Source organism: Methylobacterium dankookense (assembly GCF_902141855.1).
GTDB classification, from domain to species: Bacteria; Pseudomonadota; Alphaproteobacteria; order Rhizobiales; family Beijerinckiaceae; genus Methylobacterium; species Methylobacterium dankookense.
In genome coordinates this window covers 59,114-77,823 of the sequence record NZ_CABFVH010000008.1, presented here as the reverse complement: position 1 = coordinate 77,823, position 18,710 = coordinate 59,114, and the positions used below count along the sequence as shown (strand labels likewise).

General features: G+C 70.1%; 18 protein-coding genes and 1 tRNA gene. 13 read left to right on the top strand and 6 right to left on the bottom strand.

Features of this window, described 5'->3' with window-relative positions; genetic code table 11:
- Positions 1–49 precede the first annotated feature (49 nt).
- Positions 50–652: an exopolysaccharide biosynthesis protein gene (locus MTDSW087_RS09190; protein ID WP_280525258.1), complete on the top strand. Its 603-nt coding sequence runs from the start codon at positions 50–52 to the stop codon at positions 650–652.
- A gap of 35 nt (positions 653–687) precedes the next feature.
- Here MTDSW087_RS09190 and MTDSW087_RS09185 read toward each other — a convergent pair whose 3' ends face one another.
- Positions 688–816 (bottom strand): TFIIS helical bundle-like domain containing protein, encoded by a 129-nt coding sequence (locus MTDSW087_RS09185; protein WP_144763016.1) that lies wholly within the window; start codon positions 814–816, stop codon positions 688–690.
- Positions 817–1,107: 291 nt separating this feature from the next.
- Here MTDSW087_RS09185 and MTDSW087_RS09180 point away from each other — a divergent pair.
- Positions 1,108–1,197: transfer RNA gene (locus MTDSW087_RS09180), tRNA-Ser, on the top strand.
- Between the two features lie 56 nt (positions 1,198–1,253).
- Here MTDSW087_RS09180 and MTDSW087_RS09175 read toward each other — a convergent pair.
- From MTDSW087_RS09175 to MTDSW087_RS09160, 4 genes are all read right to left on the bottom strand, one after another.
- Positions 1,254–2,570, bottom strand: a complete 1,317-nt coding sequence (locus tag MTDSW087_RS09175) for an MFS transporter (protein ID WP_144763014.1) — start codon at positions 2,568–2,570, stop codon at positions 1,254–1,256.
- A gap of 164 nt (positions 2,571–2,734) precedes the next feature.
- On the bottom strand, positions 2,735–3,214 hold the full coding sequence (locus MTDSW087_RS09170; protein ID WP_144763012.1) for a cupin domain-containing protein: 480 nt from the start codon (positions 3,212–3,214) through the stop codon (positions 2,735–2,737).
- A gap of 94 nt (positions 3,215–3,308) precedes the next feature.
- Positions 3,309–3,557, bottom strand: a complete 249-nt coding sequence (locus MTDSW087_RS09165; RefSeq protein ID WP_144763010.1) for a hypothetical protein — start codon at positions 3,555–3,557, stop codon at positions 3,309–3,311.
- Between the two features lie 102 nt (positions 3,558–3,659).
- The gene (locus MTDSW087_RS09160) at positions 3,660–4,166 is read right to left on the bottom strand and encodes a hypothetical protein (RefSeq protein ID WP_186383790.1); all 507 of its coding nucleotides are present in this window, start codon (positions 4,164–4,166) and stop codon (positions 3,660–3,662) included.
- 529 nt (positions 4,167–4,695) lie between these two features.
- Between MTDSW087_RS09160 and ccmI the strand changes: the two genes are divergently transcribed.
- The 11 genes from ccmI to rpmG all read left to right on the top strand — a co-directional run bounded on the left by ccmI (position 4,696) and on the right by rpmG (position 17,060).
- Entirely contained in the window at positions 4,696–6,165 is a 1,470-nt protein-coding gene (gene ccmI / locus MTDSW087_RS09155) for a c-type cytochrome biogenesis protein CcmI (RefSeq protein ID WP_144763007.1), read from the top strand.
- 141 nt (positions 6,166–6,306) lie between these two features.
- A complete protein-coding gene (gene ccmE / locus MTDSW087_RS09150) occupies positions 6,307–6,810 on the top strand; it encodes a cytochrome c maturation protein CcmE (RefSeq protein ID WP_144763005.1) in 504 nt (167 codons plus the stop codon).
- A 48-nt stretch (positions 6,811–6,858) separates the two neighbouring features.
- Entirely contained in the window at positions 6,859–8,859 is a 2,001-nt protein-coding gene (locus tag MTDSW087_RS09145) for a heme lyase CcmF/NrfE family subunit (RefSeq protein ID WP_144763003.1), read from the top strand.
- Entirely contained in the window at positions 8,856–9,308 is a 453-nt protein-coding gene (locus tag MTDSW087_RS09140; protein ID WP_144763002.1) for a cytochrome c-type biogenesis protein, read from the top strand. Before MTDSW087_RS09145 ends, MTDSW087_RS09140 begins: the two co-directional genes overlap by 4 nt.
- Before the next feature lie 158 nt (positions 9,309–9,466).
- Complete coding sequence (locus tag MTDSW087_RS09135; RefSeq protein WP_144763000.1) at positions 9,467–10,123, top strand: glutathione S-transferase family protein; 657 nt, start codon at positions 9,467–9,469, stop codon at positions 10,121–10,123.
- Positions 10,124–10,425: 302 nt separating this feature from the next.
- On the top strand, positions 10,426–10,899 hold the full coding sequence (locus MTDSW087_RS09130) for a formate dehydrogenase subunit gamma (RefSeq protein ID WP_144762998.1): 474 nt from the start codon (positions 10,426–10,428) through the stop codon (positions 10,897–10,899).
- The gene (locus MTDSW087_RS09125; protein ID WP_144762996.1) at positions 10,896–12,455 is read left to right on the top strand and encodes a formate dehydrogenase beta subunit; all 1,560 of its coding nucleotides are present in this window, start codon (positions 10,896–10,898) and stop codon (positions 12,453–12,455) included. Before MTDSW087_RS09130 ends, MTDSW087_RS09125 begins: the two co-directional genes overlap by 4 nt.
- A gap of 10 nt (positions 12,456–12,465) precedes the next feature.
- Complete coding sequence (gene fdhF, locus MTDSW087_RS09120; protein ID WP_144762994.1) at positions 12,466–15,321, top strand: formate dehydrogenase subunit alpha; 2,856 nt, start codon at positions 12,466–12,468, stop codon at positions 15,319–15,321.
- A 4-nt stretch (positions 15,322–15,325) separates the two neighbouring features.
- The gene (locus MTDSW087_RS09115; protein WP_144762992.1) at positions 15,326–15,619 is read left to right on the top strand and encodes a formate dehydrogenase subunit delta; all 294 of its coding nucleotides are present in this window, start codon (positions 15,326–15,328) and stop codon (positions 15,617–15,619) included.
- Between the two features lie 184 nt (positions 15,620–15,803).
- Positions 15,804–16,730, top strand: coding sequence for a LysR family transcriptional regulator (locus tag MTDSW087_RS09110; protein ID WP_144762990.1), 927 nt, complete (start codon positions 15,804–15,806; stop codon positions 16,728–16,730).
- A 162-nt stretch (positions 16,731–16,892) separates the two neighbouring features.
- Entirely contained in the window at positions 16,893–17,060 is a 168-nt protein-coding gene (gene rpmG, locus MTDSW087_RS09105) for a 50S ribosomal protein L33 (RefSeq protein ID WP_142584571.1), read from the top strand.
- Between the two features lie 300 nt (positions 17,061–17,360).
- Here the strand turns inward: rpmG and gltA are convergent, their stop codons facing one another.
- The gene (gene gltA / locus MTDSW087_RS09100) at positions 17,361–18,650 is read right to left on the bottom strand and encodes a citrate synthase (RefSeq protein WP_144762988.1); all 1,290 of its coding nucleotides are present in this window, start codon (positions 18,648–18,650) and stop codon (positions 17,361–17,363) included.
- Positions 18,651–18,710: the final 60 nt, after the last annotated feature.

Below are 18,710 nucleotides of genomic sequence, written 5' to 3'. Positions count from 1 at the left end.
TCAGGAACTCGGCTAGAGCCGCGCCGGGACAGCCAACCGCGGTCGAACCTTGTATTCCGGTGCACGAACGTCCGAAGTCCTCACGATCCTGGCGAGCCAGGAGGGGGACCGTCTGACGGTCGGCGACATCGTCGCCGTGCTGCGCGACCGTGCCTTCGCGCTGCTGGTGGTGTTGCTCGGCCTGCCGAACTGCCTGCCGATGCCGCCGCCGATCCCTCTGGTCTGCGGCTTGCTGCTGCTGCTCGTCGCGATCCAGATCGCGGCCGGAATGTCGGCGCCCTGGCTGCCGAGCCGGCTGCTCGGCCGCTCGATTCCCCGGCAGGACGTGAAGCGGGCGGTCGACCGCGCGGTGCCTCTGCTGCAGCGCCTGGAGCGCTGGTCGCGCCCGCGCATGAGCGTGTTCGAGAGCGCGCTCGGCATGCGCGGGATGGGGGTGGCGCTCCTGACCCTCGCGATGGCGCTGATCGTCGCGGCGCCGGTGATCGGCCAGATCCCGCTCGGCCTCGCGGTCTGCCTCGTCGGCCTGGGCCTGGTGGAGCGCGACGGCATCGTCGTGCTGGTCGGCCTCGCCATCGGCGTGGTGGGCGTCGCCCTGAATGCCGGCTTCGTCTACGCCATCGTCTCCGGGATCATGGCGCTGTTCGGCCTGTAGGCGGCACGGGCCCGAGCCCGTGCCGTGGCCGCGGGTTACTTCCGCAGGATCTTGGTGACGAGCCGCCCGATCGGCGTGCTCGAATCGGCGTTGCGGCCGTCGCGGGCGACGGGCCGGTCCTCGTTGCCGAGGATCTTGGTGACGATGCGTCCGATCAGGCTCATGGGAACCTCCTCGCTGGCGGACTGGAGCGGCGGCCGACCCGAACGTACCGCTTCCAGGCTCGATGTGATGCGTTCCGCGCGCCGAACCGACCGGCGCTTCGGGAGCGGACCGGGCGGCTGCGGCGCAGCTTCCCCCTTCAACGAGCGAGCCACGCGCCCGTTCCGCGCGGGCAGCCGGCGCAATTCGTGGCGAAGCGCCTTGCGCGCGGCTGTCCTGGCGGGTACAGCACGCGCCACTCCGCATCCTGCGCAGCCGGCCTCATCGCCGCGCGCCGCGCCGATGAGGGGTCGGGAGGGGTGGCCGAGTGGTTGAAGGCGCACGCCTGGAAAGTGTGTATACCGGAAACGGTATCGCGGGTTCGAATCCCGCTCCCTCCGCCAGTTCTTCCAGCTAGATCCACTCCCGCGAGCGCGGCCCGAAGGCGATCCGCCCTGCCCTACTCGGCCGGGACGGCCAGGGATGCGGGTGGCGACGGGGCGGTGCCGTTCCCGCGCGGCTCGTAGCCGTAGGTCTCCGGCATGAACAGCAGGTAGACGGCAAAACCCGCCGCTGCGACCGCGGCCAGCACCAGGAAGGCAGCCGAATAGCCGGAGGAGACGATGAGCACCCCGGCCAGCGTGGCGCTGAATGAGGCGCCGAGCCCCTGTGCCGTCGAGACGGCGCCCTGCGCCACGTTGAAGCGACCGGTGCCGCGGGTCAGGTCCGCCACCACGATGGGGAACAGCGCCCCGTAGATGCCGGCGCCGATGCCGTCGAGACACTGGACCGCCACGAGCCAGACGGGGTTGTCCGAGAAAGTATAGAGGACGCCCCGCAGGGCCAGGAAGCCGAAGGCCGCCAGGAAGATCGGCTTGCGGCCCCAGCTGTCGGCCTTGTGGCCGACCATCACCGCCAGCGGCACCATCACGCATTGGGCGGCGACGATGCAGATCGCGATGAGCGAGGTCGCGTAATCCTTGCCGACCACCTTCGTCAGGAGTTGGCCGACCGAGGGCAGCATGGCCGCGTTGGCGAGGTGGAAGGCCGCGCAGAGCACGGCGAACAGCAGCAGGTTGCGGTTCTGAAAGAGCGCCTTGAGGCCGGAGGCCTGATGGCAATCCTGCGTCTCGGCGCAATCCAGCCCGCGGGCGAGGTCGTCGTCGATCGCGGAGGCCGGCACCATCAGCATCGCGCCGATGGAGCAGACGGCGAGGACGCCCATCAGCCAGAACACCACGACCGGGCCGAACAGGTAGGCAAGACCGCCCGCGAGCAGGGCGGAGACGGCGTTGCCGGTATGGTTGAAGCCTTCGTTGCGCCCCACCCGCTTCGAGAACAGCTTCGGCCCGACGACGCCCAGCGTGATGCCGGCGAGCGCGGGCGGGAAGATCGCGCCGGCGATGCCGGAGAGCGACTGCGTCGCGGCTACGAGGTAGAAGTTCGAGATCCAGGGCAGGACGAGGCAGCTCGCGGTCACCGCGAGGGCGGCGGCGATGACGATGGCGCGCTTGGCCCGCGTCCGGTCGATCAGCGCCCCGGCCGGCGTCTGGGCGATCAGGCCGGCGACCCCGGCGATGGTCATGACGAGGCCGATCGTCGCCTCGTTCCAGCCCTGGTCGGGCCCGCGCACGGCCAGCAGGTAGATGGCGAGATAGGGGCCGAGCCCGTCGCGCACGTCGGCCAGGAAGAAGTTGAGGGCGTCGAGGCCGCGCAGGGCGGCGGGCGACGGCTGGCGCTCCACGCTCGAGGCGGCCGCTGGGCGCGATGAAGTCATGGCGATCTCCGGATCGAAGAGGTCGTCAGGCGCCGTCACTGGTTTTCGGGTGAACCCGGACAATCGGCAGCGCATCAAGCGTTCATGCGCAACCCAGTTCCGCGCCGCGCGGCTCGAGCGCGGCCGCGACCTGTCACAACTGCGTTATGGCCGCGGGCCGTCCGTCAGGAACCGACCGGGCCGGCATGGACCGCGTCGAGATCCGGCCGGAGCACGACGCTCTCCTGCTCGTTCGGGTCGGTCCGGGCGATGACCGCGATGCAGGGCTCGTCGGCACTCGGATTGTAGGGCAGGTGCGGCACCCCGGCGGGGATGTAGAAGAAGTCGCCGGGCTGGACGACCGCGTGCTCCTCCAGGCCTTCGCCGTACCAGCAGCCGGAAACGCCGCTCAGCGCGTAGATCGCCGTCTCGTGCCCCTCGTGCAGGTGGGCCTTGGCCCGCGCCAGCGGCGGGATCGTCACGAGCTGCAGGTGGATCCCCTGGGCCCCGACGCTCTCGGCCGAGATGCCGACCGTGTAGTCGAGGCCCTGCTTGCCCCGGACCGAGCGATCGGCCCGGATCAGGCGGCAGGTCTTGCCTGCCGCATCGCCCGTGAGCGTGCCGGACCCGATCGTGCCGGACGTGGAAGCCGCGGGCTGTGACATGCTCCCTCCGATCCGCTCTGCCGGTGCGGCGCCGACCGCCGCGACACGGCGATCATACGCCGCCCGGGACGCGCCGGGGAGAGGGATCCGGCGGTCAGGACACCGAGACGCTCGTCAGGAGCGCGGCCGCGCGCCGGACCTCGGCGACGACCAGCTCCTCGCTCTCGCTCCCGCCGGCCATGTCCGCGAGGATCACGGACACGTCCCGCTTCACGTCCTCGCGGATCTCGGGATTCTCCTCCGACAGGCGGCCGATCAGCACGCCGACGACGATCTCCATCGCGGCGAACTTGGCCTGCAGCCGGGTCATCTCGTCGAGCGGTTCGGGCTGGTCTTCGGTCATCGATCCCCGTTTCCCCGTCGGACCGGCATCCCGTGCCGGTCCGGCGCCGCCTCATTTAGGGGCGGCACCGGCCGATGGCCAAGGGCGGGGCGAGATCCGGGTTCAGGCCATCATGGCGAGGTGCGGCCGCTCGGCCTCGCGGCGGGGGCGCAGCCGCGGCCGGCCGGAGGACACGCGCAGGAGCACGTTCGAGCCGGCGACCAGGGTGCCGTTCTGGTCGCGCAGCGGGGTCGGGCTGGGGATGATCGGCACGCGGGTGCCATCCGGCCGCTCCAGCAGCATCTGCTGGCCGCGGGTGATCACGCCCGTCTGCAGGGCCACGGCCAGCGGGCTCTCGCCATGGGGCACCGGCGTGCCGTCATGCTCGTAGAGGCGCCAGGAGCCGCACCAGCGCGCCTTGCCCAGCACCGGACGGAAACCCCAGAGCTCGGCCGCCGCATCGTTGTAGTAGGTCAGCCAGCCCTCGGCATCCGTGGTGTAGACGGCCGCGCTGAACTCCTTGAACACCTCGGCCCGCGAGGGCTCGTAGTTCCAGCACTGGTCCGGCCGGTCGAGCACATACTCGAACGCGTCGGTGGGATCGTCCTGGAAGGCGTCGTCTCGGAACATGCCGCATTCTCCACGACAGCGGGCCCGTGGCCCGTCAACCACTCGGCTGCCCCCCTCTGTCGCGAGTACCTGGGAGCCGAAGAGACGCGCGCGGCTCTCAAGCTCGTCGGGACGCCTCAGGCGTCACACTCCAGATCGTCCAACTCCACGGGATTGTGCCTTGAAGCTTCCGGGGGCGGTCGCTCCACGACGCCATAACCGGCTCACGCCGGTCTGGGCTCTCCCGCCAAGCCTTATGCGGACGCGACCTTCCTGGCACAGCTCGCGGAGCACGGCAACAGTCTAGCGAAAATATCGCAGAGCAAAATGCAAGACGCGTCGCACAACGGTCCAAGGTGAAACCAAGTCCAGACGAGAACGTCCCAGATGGGCGTTGCAATCCCGGGCCGCCGGCCCGGCCGGCGCCGCGCTCTTGATTTCCGGGCGTGATTCGCGTGACACCGTGTCGCCGAATCCGGGGATCGTGCGGGCAGGAGCCCGCCCGTACCCTGGCGCACGGGCCCGAGTTCGGTCCGATCGATAGGGTCCGATGACGCCGATCTGGTTCATTCTCGCGGGCATGACCGCCGCCGCGGTTCTTGCTCTGCTCTGGCCGATGTCCCGCCGCACGACGCAGGCGCCGTCCGAGCCGGGGCACACCGCCACCGAGACCGGCTTCTACGAGGACCAGCTCGCCGAAATCGAGCGGGACCTCGGCCGCGGCCTGATCGCGCCGGCGGAGGCCGAGGCCGCCCGCACCGAGGCGGCGCGCCGCCTGCTGCGGGCGAACCGCGCCGCGACGGCCGGCGACGAGACAGCGCTCGCCGAGCCGCGCCTGCGCCAGCGCCGCGCCGCCTCCGCCTTCGCGCTCTCCACGATCCCCCTCGTCGCGCTCCTGGCCTACGGCCTCTACGGCTCGCCGAACCTCCCCGCCCAGACCGAGGCCGACCGGCAGGCGGCGCTCGGCGGCGATCGCGACCTCCTCAAGGCGATCGGCCAGATCGAGGCGAAGCTCGCGAGCGATCCGAGCGACGCCCGCGGCTGGACCGTGCTCGCCCCCGTCTACATGCGGATGGGCCGCTTCACGGACGCCGCCCACGCCTACGAATCGGTCGCCCGCCTCAAGGGCGAGACGCCGGAGGTGCTGTCGAACTGGGGCGAGGCCCTGGTCGCGGCGGGCAACGGGGTCGTGCCGCCGGAGGCGCGGGCCGTGTTCCACCGCGCGCTGATGCTCGACGCGAAGGCGGCCAAGCCCCGCTTCTATCTCGCCCGCGCCGCCGAGCAGGCGGGCGACACGGCCGAGGCGATCAGCCAGCTCGAGGCGCTGGAGGCGGCAAGCTCCGCCGACGCGCCCTGGCTCGGCCTCGTCCGCGAGACGCTCGCCCGCCTGAAGAGCGAGCCGGCGCCCGCCGCGGGCGCCCCCGCGCCGATGCGCCGGGACGGACCGCCGACCGACCGGGAGGCCGCGATCCGCGCCATGGTCGACGGGCTCGACCAGCGCCTCGCCAATGGCGGCGGCACGCCGGAGGAATGGCTGCGCCTCGTCCGCTCCCGCATGGTGCTGGGCGAGCGCGACCGGGCGCTCGCCGCCGTGAACCGTGCCCGCGCCACCCTGAAGGACGACCCGGAGGGTCTGGAGCGCCTGGAGACGGGGATGCGCGATCTCGGCCTCGCCTCGGAGGCGGCGCCGCCGGGAGCGGGCGAGGCGCGTGCCCAGGGAACGGCCCGTGCGGATACGGAGGCGGCGGTCGCCGCCGTCACCGCTATGCCCCCGGCCGAGCGCGATGCCGCGATCCGCACCATGGTGACCGGCCTCGACAGGCGCCTCGCGGCCAAGGGCGGCAGTGCGGACGAGTGGCTGCGGCTGGTGCGCTCCTACAGCGCGCTCGGCGAGCGCGACCGCGCGGCCCAGGTGCTCGAGCGGGCGCGGATGGCGCTGGCCGCCGACAGCGCCGCGGGCGGGCGCCTCGATCTGCTGGCGCGTGAGCTGAGCCTGCCCGGCCGTCCCGGCAAGCCCTGACCGGGCCCCGGATCGAGGCCCCCCGGACAATCGGTCCGGGCCCGCGGACTTGACCGGGCGCGCGCCGGGGCCGACACCCCTCTGAACGAAAGCGGCCGGCCCCCTGGTTCGGGCGGCCCGGCAGCCATGGGAAGGACGCACGTGACCCGCAAGAGCCGCCGCCTGGTCCTGATCTGCGTCTGCGGCGCGGTGCTCGTCCTGGCCGTGGGGCTCATCCTCACCGCCATGAGCGGGTCCATCGTGTTCTTCCGCTCGCCGACGGAGGTGGCCGCGCAGGGCGTCGGGCCCGGCGTGCGCTTCCGCCTCGGCGGCCTGGTGCAGGAGGGCTCGCTCCGCCGCGGGCCCGACCAGACGATCGAGTTCACGGTGACCGACACCAACGCCACCGTGCCGGTGCACTACAAGGGCCTGCTGCCCGACCTGTTCCGCGAGGGCCAGGGCGTGGTGACGGAGGGGCGGCTGGAGCCCGGCGGCCTGTTCCGGGCCGACACCGTGCTCGCCAAGCACGACGAATCCTACATGCCGCGCGAGGTCGCCGACGCGCTCAAGGCGCAGGGGCGCTGGCAGGAGGGCGCGGGCAAAGGCGCGGGCCAGGACAAGGCCGCGGCGGCGGACAAGACCCTCGGGCCGCGCAGCGAGCGCTGAGCAGGGGATGCGACGTACGGTTGATGGTTCAGAAGGACGTGTGAGGCAGTGCTCGTCGAGACCGGTCACTTCGCGCTGGCGCTCGCGCTGGCGCTCTCCCTCGTCCAGGCGGTGATGCCCGTCTGGGCCGCGCGTGCGGGCGAGCCCGCCCTGCGGCAGGTGGCGGTGCAGGCGGCGCTCGGCAGCTTCGCCTGCGTGCTCTTCGCCTTCGCGGCGCTGACCTACGCCCACGCCACCTCGGACTTCTCGGTCCAGAACGTGGTCGACAACTCCCACACGGCCAAGCCCTTCATCTACAAGATCTCCGGCGTCTGGGGGAACCACGAGGGCTCGCTGCTGCTCTGGGTCCTGATCCTCACCCTGTTCGGGGCCTGCGTCGCGGTGGCCAAGAGCGCCGTGCCGCCCGTGCTGCGGGCGAACACCCTCGGGGTCCAGGGCTTCATCACCTTCGTGTTCGTGCTCTTCATGATCGCGACCTCGAACCCCTTCAGCCGGGTGATGCCCGCGCCGATCGAGGGGCGCGACCTCAACCCGCTCCTGCAGGATGCTGGCCTCGCGATCCATCCGCCGCTCCTCTATGTCGGCTATGTCGGCTTCTCGATCACCTTCGCCTTCGCGGTCGCCGCGCTCATCGACGGGCGCATCGACGCGGTCTGGGCGCGCGCCGTGCGGCCCTGGACGCTGATCGCCTGGAGCTTCCTGACGCTCGGCATCGCGATGGGCTCGTACTGGGCCTATTACGAGCTCGGCTGGGGCGGCTGGTGGTTCTGGGACCCGGTCGAGAACGCCTCGCTGATGCCCTGGATCGCGGGCACCGCGCTCCTGCACTCCACCGTCGTCATGGAGAAGCGCGACGCCCTGAAGGTCTGGACGGTGCTGCTCGCCATCCTCACCTTCTCGCTGTCGCTGCTCGGCACCTTCATCGTGCGGTCGGGCGTGCTCACCTCGGTGCATTCCTTCGCCACCGACCCGACCCGCGGCGTCTTCATCCTCGCGATCCTGATCCTGTTCATCGGCGGCTCGCTGACCCTGTTCGCGTGGCGCGCGCCGCTGCTGCGCCAGGGCGGCCTGTTCGCGCCGATCTCCCGCGAGGGCAGCCTCGTCCTCAACAACCTGTTCCTGGTGGCGGCCTGCGCCACGGTGTTCGTCGGCACCCTTTACCCGCTGCTCCTCGAGATGCTGACGGGCGAGAAGATCTCGGTCGGGCCGCCCTTCTTCAACTTCACCTTCGTGCCGCTCGCGGTGCCGCTGCTGCTCATCGTTCCCTTCGGCCAGGCACTCGCCTGGAAGCGGGGCGACGCGCTGGCCGCCTCCCAGCGCCTGTTCGCGGCGATGGCCGCGGCGCTCGCCGTCGGCCTCGGTGCGGCGGCCCTGCACTGGGGCGGGCCGGTGCTCGCGCCCGTGGGCGTCGGGCTCGGCGCCTACCTGATCGTCGGCTCGGCCCTCGAGATCATCAGCCGCGCCCGCGGCTACGGCGCCTCCCGCGCCCGCGGCGCCAGCGTGATCTGGCGACGGGCGCTCGGCCTGCCGCGCTCGGCCTGGGGCACGGCGATCGCCCATGCGGGCGTCGGCGTGGTGGTGCTCGGCATCGCCGCCCAGGGCTGGGCGACGGAGGGGCTCGCGACCCTGAAATCCGGCGGGACGCTCGCCGCGGGCCCCTATGTCGCGACCCTCGACCGGGTCGCGCCGCGCACGGGCCCGAACTACGAGGAGACCGTGGCCTATCTCACCATCCGCAACAAGGCGGGCGACGAGATCGGCCATGTCGAGACCTCGAAGCGCTTCTATCCGAGCCGGCAGATGGCGGTGACGGAATCGGGCCTGCTCACGGTCGGCGCGAGCCAGGTCTATGCGAGCCTCGGCGAGATCCAGCCGGACGGGGCGGGCCTGCGCCTCTACCACAAGCCCTACGTGCTGCTGATCTGGCTCGGCGCGGTGGTGATGGCCTTGGGCGGCGGCCTCTCGCTGACCGACCGGCGCATGCGGGTCGGCGCGCCGGTACGGGCCCGGGCCAAGGGCCTGCCTCCCGCCGCGGTGCCGGCCGAATGAGAGCCGCGGCCCTCCTCGTCCTCGCCCTTCTCGCCGCCGGCCCGGCCCGGGCCGTGCAGCCGGACGAGGTGCTGCCGGACCCGACCCTGGAGCACCGCGCCCGCGAGATCTCGGCGGGCCTGCGCTGCCTCGTCTGCCAGAACCAGTCCATCGACGATTCCGACGCGCCGCTGGCCAAGGATCTGCGCCTGATCGTGCGTGAGCGCCTGAAGGCCGGCGACACGAACCAGGCGGTCGAGGATTACGTGGTGCGGCGCTACGGCGAGTTCGTGCTGCTGCGCCCCGTCTTCGGCCTGCACACCCTGCTGCTCTGGGCCACGCCGCTCCTCGCGATCCTGCTCGGCGGGTTCGGCATCTGGCGGCTCGCCCGCCGCAAGGCGCCCCCGCCCGAGCGCCGCCTCACCACCGCCGAGGAGGACGAGGTCGCCGCCCTGCTGCGGCGCGACTAGGGCGCTCTTAACCAGCCTCGACGGAAATCGCCGCCGTCGCCCCTTGCACCACGGGGGCGAACGGCACGAGTCTTGGATGCGGCGAATCGGACAGAATCGACGACCTGCGCCGAGGTTCCCCTCGCGGCGCAGGCGCGCATCCCGGGAGGCGATGGGCCATGCCGAAGGCGACGCTGACGATCTCGAGCCGGAACTACTCGTCCTGGTCGCTGCGCGGCTGGCTGATCTGCCGGATGGCGGATCTCGACTTCGAGACGGAGATCCTCTCGGGCGACGACGCCGCGAGCCGCGCCGAGCTCCTGCACCTCTCGCCCTCGTTCCTGGTGCCGCGCCTGCGCCACGAGGGCATCGTCGTGTGGGACACGCTGGCGATCGCCGAATACCTCACCGAGACTTATCCCGCGGCCGGCTTCCTGCCGCAGGAGACGGCCGCCCGCGCCCATTGCCGCTCGATCTCGGGCGAGATGCATGGCGGCTTCGTCAACCTGCGCTCGGCGCTGCCGATGAACCTCAAGGCCTTCCACCCGAACTTCAAGGTCTTCAACGGCGCCAGGGGCGACATCGACCGCATCGTCACGATCGTCGACGATTGCCTCGCCCGCTACGACGGCCCGTTCCTGTTCGGCGAGCGCCCGACCTTGGCGGATGCGATGTACGCCCCCGTCTGCACCAGATTCCGCACCTACGACGTGAAGCTGCCGCCGCGCGCCGCCGCCTATCGCGACACCATCCTGCGCTGGCCGCTGATGACGGAATGGGCCGAGGCCGCCGCCCACGAGCCGGACGAGATCGAAGAGCTCGACATGGAGTTCTGAGCCGGCTTGGCACCCCGGCGGGGCACGCCGCCGCCACTCGGCAGAAATTTAGTGCAGATGCCCCCAGTCCAGGCCTGACTGGGGGTGTCTACGGCCAAGCCTTAACAAAATTCTTCTGACGAGCCGGACGCGCTTGAAAGGCTTCCCCCTGCGTCACCCGAGAGCGCAGGCACCGTATCCGGTGGGCCAAGGTTACAGCCTGACAGAGATCCTTTGTCAGACAACCGGACCACTTGATTGATGGGAACCGGCATTTCTGTTCATCTCCCCACTTAGAAATGGAAAAAAGTGGGTAGGGAACGATGCCGCGTTTCGAACCCTGGAGCGCTCCGCGCGCCGCCGGGATCATCGCAGAGCACACACACCTCGAAGGCGCCACGCTGCCGATCCTGCACGCCCTGCAGGAGGCCTTCGGCTACGTGGACGAGGGCGCCGTGCCGCTGATCGCGGATGCGCTGAACCTCTCGCGCGCCGAGGTCCACGGCTGCATCACCTTCTATCACGACTTCCGCCGCGAGCGGGCCGGCCGCCACACGGTGAAGCTGTGCCGCGCCGAGGCCTGCCAGGCGCAGGGCTGCGACGCGCTCCATGCCGACATCCTGAAGCAGCTCGGCACGGACTGGCACGGCACCACGGCGGACGGGAACTGCACCGTCGAGCCGGTCTACTGCCTCGGCCTCTGCGCCAACGGTCCCGCCGCCCTCGTCGACGGCGAGCCGGTCGCCCACCTGACCGTCGACGTCCTCGAGGTCGCCCTGACGGAGGTGCGCCAGTGAGCGTCACGATCTACGTCCCGCGCGACGCCGTCGCGCTCGGCCTCGGCGCCAACAAGGTCGCCCGCGCCCTCTTCGCCGGGGCCGAGAGCCGCGGCCTCGACGTCACCATCGTCCGCACCGGCTCGCGCGGCCTGTTCTGGCTGGAGCCGATGGTCGAGGTCGGCACCCCCGAGGGCCGGATCGCCTACGGCCCCGTGAAGATCGAGGATGTCGATGCCCTGCTCGATGCCGGCCTGACCACGGGCGGCGCGCATGCCCTGCGCCTCGGCGACCCTGAGCAGATCCCCTTCCTGGCGCGCCAGCAGCGCCTGACCTTCCACCGCTGCGGCGTGATCGATCCGGTCTCCGTCGCGGATTACCGCGCGCATGGCGGCTATCGCGGCCTTGAGGCCGCGCTGAAGCTCGATGCCGAGGGCATCGTCGCGCAGGTGCGCGAGTCGGGGCTTCGCGGCCGCGGCGGTGCCGGCTTCCCCGCCGGCATCAAGTGGAACACCGTGATGCTGGCGCAGGCCGACCAGAAATACGTGGTCTGCAACGCCGACGAGGGCGATTCCGGCACCTTCGCCGACCGGGTGATGATGGAGGGCGACCCCTTCAACCTCATCGAGGGCATGACCATCGCAGGCGTCGCGACCGGCGCCACGCGCGGCTACATCTACCTGCGCTCCGAATATCCCCAGGCCTTCGAGGCCCTGAAGGAGGCCATCGCCAACGGCGTGAAGGCCGGCGTCCTCGGCGAGAATATCCTCGGCTCGGGCAAGACCTTCCATCTGGAGGTCCGGCTCGGTGCCGGCGCCTATATCTGCGGCGAGGAGACCTCGCTCCTGGAGAGCCTGGAGGGCCGCCGCGGCATCGTGCGGGCGAAGCCCCCGATCCCGGCGCTCAAGGGCTTCCTCGGCAAGCCGACCCTCGTCAACAACGTGATGACCTTCACGGCCGTGCCGTGGATCCTGGAGCACGGCGCCAAGGCCTACGCCGATTACGGCATGGGCCGCTCGCTCGGCACGCTGCCGATCCAGCTCGCCGGCAACATCCTGCAGGGCGGCCTGATCGAGGTGGCCTTCGGCATCACCATCCGCGAGGTGATCGAGTCGTTCGGCGGCGGCACGCGCTCCGGCCGTCCGGTGCGCGCGGTGCAGGTCGGCGGCCCGCTCGGCGCCTACTTCCCGGACCACCTCCTCGACACGCCCCTCGACTACGAGGCGATGGCCGCCAAGAAGGGCCTCGTCGGTCATGGCGGCATCGTGGTCTTCGACGACACCGTCGACATGGCCAGCCAGGCCCGCTTCGCCTTCGAGTTCTGCGCCGCCGAATCCTGCGGCAAGTGCACGCCCTGCCGCATCGGCGCGACGCGTGGGCTGGAGACGATGGACAAGGTGATCAAGGGCATTCGGCCCGAGGCCAACCTGAAGCTCGTCGAGGACCTCTGCGAGGTCATGACCGACGGCTCCCTCTGCGCCATGGGCGGGCTGACCCCGATGCCCGTCATGAGCGCCATCACCCATTTCCCCGAGGATTTCAGGCCGGCCGGGTCCTTCCCGGTCGCGGCCGAGTGAGGAGGCGTCCATGGCCCTCATCAAGGAAATCGACTACGGCACGCCGATCCGCGTCGCCGAGCAGACGGTGTCGCTGACCATCGACGGCATGTCCGTGACGGTTCCGGCCGGCACCTCCGTGATGGCCGCGGCGATGACCGCCGGCACGCAGATCCCCAAGCTCTGCGCCACCGACTCGCTGGAGCCCTTCGGCTCCTGCCGCCTCTGCCTCGTGGAGATCGAGGGACGGCGCGGCACGCCCGCCTCCTGCACCACGCCGGCCGAGAACGGCATGGTGGTGCACACGCAGACGGACAAGCTGGCGCGCCTGCGCAAGGGCGTGATGGAGCTCTACATCTCCGACCACCCGCTCGACTGCCTGACCTGCGCGGCGAACGGCGATTGCGAGCTGCAGACCCAGGCGGGCGTCGTCGGCCTGCGCGACGTGCGCTACGGCTACGAGGGCGACAACCACGTCCGCCCGAGCTCCGAGCGCTATCTGCCGAAGGACGAGTCGAACCCGTACTTCACCTACGACCCGTCGAAGTGCATCGTCTGCAACCGCTGCGTCCGCGCCTGCGAGGAGGTGCAGGGCACCTTCGCGCTGACCATCGCCGGCCGCGGCTTCGACAGCCGCGTCGCCGCCGGCCCGACGAACTTCATGGAATCGGAGTGCGTCTCCTGCGGCGCCTGCGTGCAGGCCTGCCCGACCGCCACGCTCCAGGAGAAGTCGATCCACGAATACGGCCAGCCGGAGCACGCCGAGGTCACGACCTGCGCCTATTGCGGTGTGGGCTGCTCCTTCAAGGCGGAGATGCAGGGCGACCGCGTCGTCCGCATGGTGCCCTACAAGGGCGGCAAGGCGAATGACGGACATAGCTGCGTCAAGGGCCGCTTCGCCTACGGCTACGCCACCCACAAGGACCGCATCACCAAGCCGATGATCCGCGAGAAGATCACGGATCCGTGGCGCGAGGTGTCGTGGGAGGAGGCGATCGACCGCGCGGCCTCCGAGTTCAAGCGCATCCAGGCCAAGTACGGCAAGGATTCGGTTGGCGGCATCACCTCATCCCGCTGCACCAACGAGGAGGCCTACCTCGTCCAGAAGCTGGTGCGCGCGGCCTTCGGCAACAACAACGTCGACACCTGCGCCCGCGTCTGCCACTCGCCGACCGGCTACGGCCTGATGTCGACGCTCGGCACCTCGGCCGGCACGCAGGACTTCGCCTCCGTGGCGCATTCCGACGTGATCCTGGTGATCGGCGCCAACCCGACCGACGGCCACCCGGTCTTCGGCTCGCGCATGAAGAAGCGCCTGCGCGAGGGCGCCAAGCTCATCGTCGCCGATCCCCGCAAGATCGACCTCGTGAAGTCGCCCCACATCAAGGCGGACTATCACCTGCCCCTGAAGCCCGGCTCCAACGTCGCCTTCATCAATTCGCTGGCGCACGTCATCGTCACCGAGGGGCTGATCGACGAGGCCTACGTCCGCGAGCGCTGCGATCTCGCCGAGTTCGAGTCCTGGGCCCGCTTCATCGCCGACGAGCGCCACTCGCCGGAGAACCAGCAGCAGTTCACCGGGCTCGATCCCGAGCAGGTGCGCGGCGCGGCGCGGCTCTACGCCAAGGGCGGTGCGGCCGGCATCTACTACGGTCTGGGCGTCACCGAGCACAGCCAGGGCTCGACCATGGTGATGGGCATGGCCAACATCGCCATGGCCACCGGCAATATCGGCATGCTGGGCGCGGGCGTGAACCCGCTGCGCGGCCAGAACAACGTGCAGGGCTCCTGCGACATGGGCTCGTTCCCGCACGAGCTGCCGGGCTACCGCCACGTCGCCGACGACGCCACCCGCGAGAGCTTCGAGTCCCTCTGGGGCGCCAAGCTCGACAACGCGCCGGGCCTGCGCATCACCAACATGCTCGACGAGGCCGTCGATGGCAGCTTCAAGGGCATGTACATCCAGGGCGAGGACATCGCGCAGTCCGATCCCGACACGCACCACGTCACGTCGGGCCTCAAGGCGATGGAATGCATCGTCGTGCAGGACCTGTTCCTGAACGAGACCGCGAAATACGCCCACGTCTTCCTGCCGGGCGCCTCGTTCTTGGAGAAGGACGGCACCTTCACCAATGCCGAGCGCCGCATCAGCCGCGTGCGCAAGGTCATGCCCCCGATGGGCGGCTACGGCGACTGGGAGGGCACGGTGCTCCTCTCCAACGCGCTGGGCTACCCGATGAACTACAGCCACCCGTCCGAGATCATGGACGAGATCGCGGCGCTCACCCCGAGCTTCACCGGCGTGTCCTACGCCAAGCTCGAGGAGCTCGGCTCGGTGCAGTGGCCCTGCAACGAGAAGGCGCCGCTCGGTACACCGATGATGCACGTGGACCGCTTCGTGCGCGGTCTCGGCCGGTTCATGATCACCGAGTTCGTGGCGACCGAGGAGCGCACGGGGGCGAAGTTCCCGCTCATCCTCACCACGGGCCGAATCCTCTCCCAGTACAATGTCGGCGCGCAGACCCGGCGCACCCACAATTCGCGCTGGCACGAGGAGGACGTGCTGGAGATCCATCCCTTCGACGCGGAGCTGCGCGGCATCGTGGACGGCGACCTCGTCGCCCTGGAGAGCCGCTCCGGCGACATCGCGCTGAAGGCCAAGATCTCGGAGCGCATGCAGCCGGGCGTGGTCTACACCACCTTCCACCACGCCAAGACCGGCGCCAACGTCATCACCACCGACTACTCGGACTGGGCCACGAACTGCCCCGAGTACAAGGTGACGGCGGTGCAGGTGCGGCGCACCAACCGGCCCTCCGATTGGCAGGCGAAGTTCTACGAAGAGGACTTCTCCCTGACCCGGATCGCCCAGGCCGCCGCGGAGTGAGGCGATGAGCGTGATGACCCAGGAGGACAAGCTCCTCCGCATGGCCAACCAGATCGCGACCTTCTTCCGGTCCTACCCGGAGGAGGAGGCGGTGGCGGGCGTCCAGAAGCACATCACCGCCTTCTGGACGCCGCGGATGGTGGACCGGCTCTCCACCGCCCTGCCCGACATGGGCGATCGCGCCGATATCCTGGTGCAGCGCGCGATCCGCGGTCCCAAGGCCGCGGAGGAAGGGCCGGTGCGGCCCGCCACGCACGATCCGCACAAGCTCGGCGAAGGCGCCAGCGACGCGGGTTGACGCCCCTCGGGCAGCGCCGTCACCACCCGAAATGCGAGGACCGGCGACCGGAGATGATCCGGCCGCCGGTCCTCGCATTTCGGGGGCGTGCCATGCCGCCGGCCCCGATTGTGGGGGACGGCCACGCGTCCTACCTTCCGGCACGCCAAGCGCCGTCCGCGCCCTGGCCGGCCCGGATGCGCCCGTGATCGACAAGCTGGACTTCCTGCTCGCGCTCGCCCGCGAGCAGCATTTCGGCCATGCGGCCGAAGCCTGCGGCGTGACCCAGCAGACCCTCTCCGCCGGGGTGAAGCAGCTGGAGAACCGCTTCGGGGTCCAGCTCGTGCTGCGCGGCTCGCGCTTCCAGGGCTTCACGCCAGAGGGCGAGCGCGTGCTCGAATGGGCCCGCCGCATCGTCGCCGACGCGCGGGCCATGCACGAGGACGTGTCGGCGCTCCGCAAGGGCCTCACCGGGCATCTGCGCATCGCCGCGATCCCGACCGCGCTGCCCATGGTGGCGAGCCTCACGACGCCCTACCGCGCCCGGCATCCGGGGGTGCGGCTCACCGTGGAATCGACCACCTCGCACGACATCTTCTCGCTGATCGAGAACCTCGAGGCCGATGCCGGCCTGACCTATCTCGACAACGAGCCCCTCGGCCGCGTCATCGCGGTGCCGCTCTACCGCGAGCGCTACACCCTGCTCACGGCCGCCGGCGGCCCCTACGACGACCGCGCCTCGGTGACCTGGGCCGAGGTCGGGCGCATCCCGCTCTGCCTGCTCACGCCCAACATGCAGAACCGGCGGATCATCGACCAGCAGATCCGCGCGGCCGGCGGCGAGCCCGCCGCGACCCTCGAATCGAACTCGATGATCGTGCTGATGACCCATGTGCGCACCCTGCGCTGGGCGAGCGTGATGCCGGCGATCCTCGTGGACACCCTGGGGCCCATGGACGGCGTGCGCGCGATCCCGATCACCGCGCCGAACCTGGAGCACACGATCGGCCTGGTGGCGGCGCGGCGCGAGCCCTCGACGCCGATGATCACGGCCCTCGTCGGCATCGCCCGCAGCCTCGTCAGGACCCTCGACGAGAGCCTCGACGGCATCCGGTCAGATCAGGATCTGTAAGGGCTACAGCCCGGCCGTGGGCCGGTTCCGGGACCGGTTCCCGCTTGACCTTTTGTGCCGGATCGGGCATTCACGCGCCCGTATTCGGCCGGGCCTGCCCGGCCCTTTTCGTTCTTGCGTTTCGCTCACGCGGAATGCCGCGAGATTCTGGAGCGCCGCAACATGGCCAAGGCCGTCACCGTCAAGATCAAGCTCATCTCCACTGCCGACACGGGCTACTTCTACGTCACCAAGAAGAACTCCCGCACGCAGACCGAGAAGCTCAGCATGCGCAAGTACGACCCCGTCGCGCGCAAGCATGTCGAGTTCAAGGAAGCCAAGATCAAGTAACCCGCCGCCCGGCCATCGCCGGTGCCGTGACGAGGTCGTCCCCGCGAGGGGACGGCCTTTTTCGTTGTCCGATTCCGCCGCCCCGTCAGAGCGGACGGACCCCGCGCATCTGTTGCAACTCGTAGGCGGCGAGCCCGAGCGGCGGCACGATCAGAAGCAAGGCGAAGACGAGACCCATGGCTGCGTGACCCTCCGTTGCGACGGGGATCAATGCGCGAGCCGCCTCAAGGGTTCGACGCGAAGGGGCCGCCCCGCATCCGGGGCGGCCCCTTCCGTTCAGGCCAGGGGGCGTAAGCCGCCTCAGCCGCGCTGGGTGATCGGCACGTAGTCGCGCCGGTCGGAGCCGATATAGAGCTGGCGCGGGCGGCCGATCTTCTGCGAGGGATCCTCGATCATCTCGGCCCACTGCGCGATCCAGCCGACCGTGCGGGCCAGCGCGAACAGCACCGTGAACATGTCGGTCGGGAAGCCCATCGCCTTGAGGGTGATGCCCGAATAGAAATCGATGTTCGGGTAGAGCTTCTTCTCGATGAAGTACTCGTCCTTGAGGGCGATCTCCTCGAGCTTCACCGCGACCTCGAGCAGCGGATCGTCCTGCTTGCCGAGTTCCTTCAGCACCTCGTGGGTGGTGGTCTGCATGATGCGCGCGCGCGGGTCATAGTTCTTGTAGACCCGGTGGCCGAAGCCCATCAGGCGGAAGGGATCGTTCTTGTCCTTCGCCTTGGCGACGTAGGCGTCGACGCGGTCGGGGGTGCCGATCTCCATCAGCATCTTCAGCGCCGCCTCGTTGGCGCCGCCATGGGCCGGGCCCCACAGGCAGGCGATGCCGGCCGCGATGCAGGCGAAGGGGTTGGCGCCGGAGGAGCCAGCCAGACGCACCGTCGAGGTCGAGGCGTTCTGCTCGTGATCGGCGTGCAGGATGAAGATCTTGTCGAGCGCACGCGAGAAGACCGGGTTGATCTGGTACTCCTCGCACGGAACCGCGAAACACATCCGCAGGAAGTTCGAGGTGTAGTCGAGCTCGTTCTTCGGATACACGAAGGGCTGGCCGATCGAGTACTTGTAGGCCATCGCCGCGAGGGTGGGCATCTTGGCGATCATACGGATCGAGGCGATCATCCGCTGCTGCTCGTCCGAGATGTCGGTCGAGTCGTGGTAGAAGGCCGAGAGCGCACCGACGCAGGCCACCATCACCGCCATCGGATGGGCGTCGCGGCGGAAGCCCTGGAAGAAGCGGTTCATCTGGTCGTGCACCATGGTATGGCGCGTGACCCGGTAGTCGAAATCGGCCTTCTGCGCCGCGGTCGGCAGCTCGCCGAACAGCATCAGGTAGCAGGTCTCGAGGAAGTCGCCCTTCTCGGCGAGCTGCTCGATCGGGTAGCCGCGGTAGAGCAGCACGCCCTCGTCGCCGTCGATATAGGTGATCTTCGACTCGCACGAGGCGGTCGAGGTGAAGCCCGGGTCGAAGGTGAAGGCACCGGTCTGGGCATAGAGCTTGCCGATGTCGACGACGTCCGGACCGATGGTTCCCTTCTTGATCGGAAGCTCGACCTGCTTCCCGTCCACGGTGATGGTGCTGGTTCCGCTCATGGGACGTGGACCTTTCCTGGCAGACGGATGCGGTGCCGGCCTCGCGCCGCATCGTCCGGC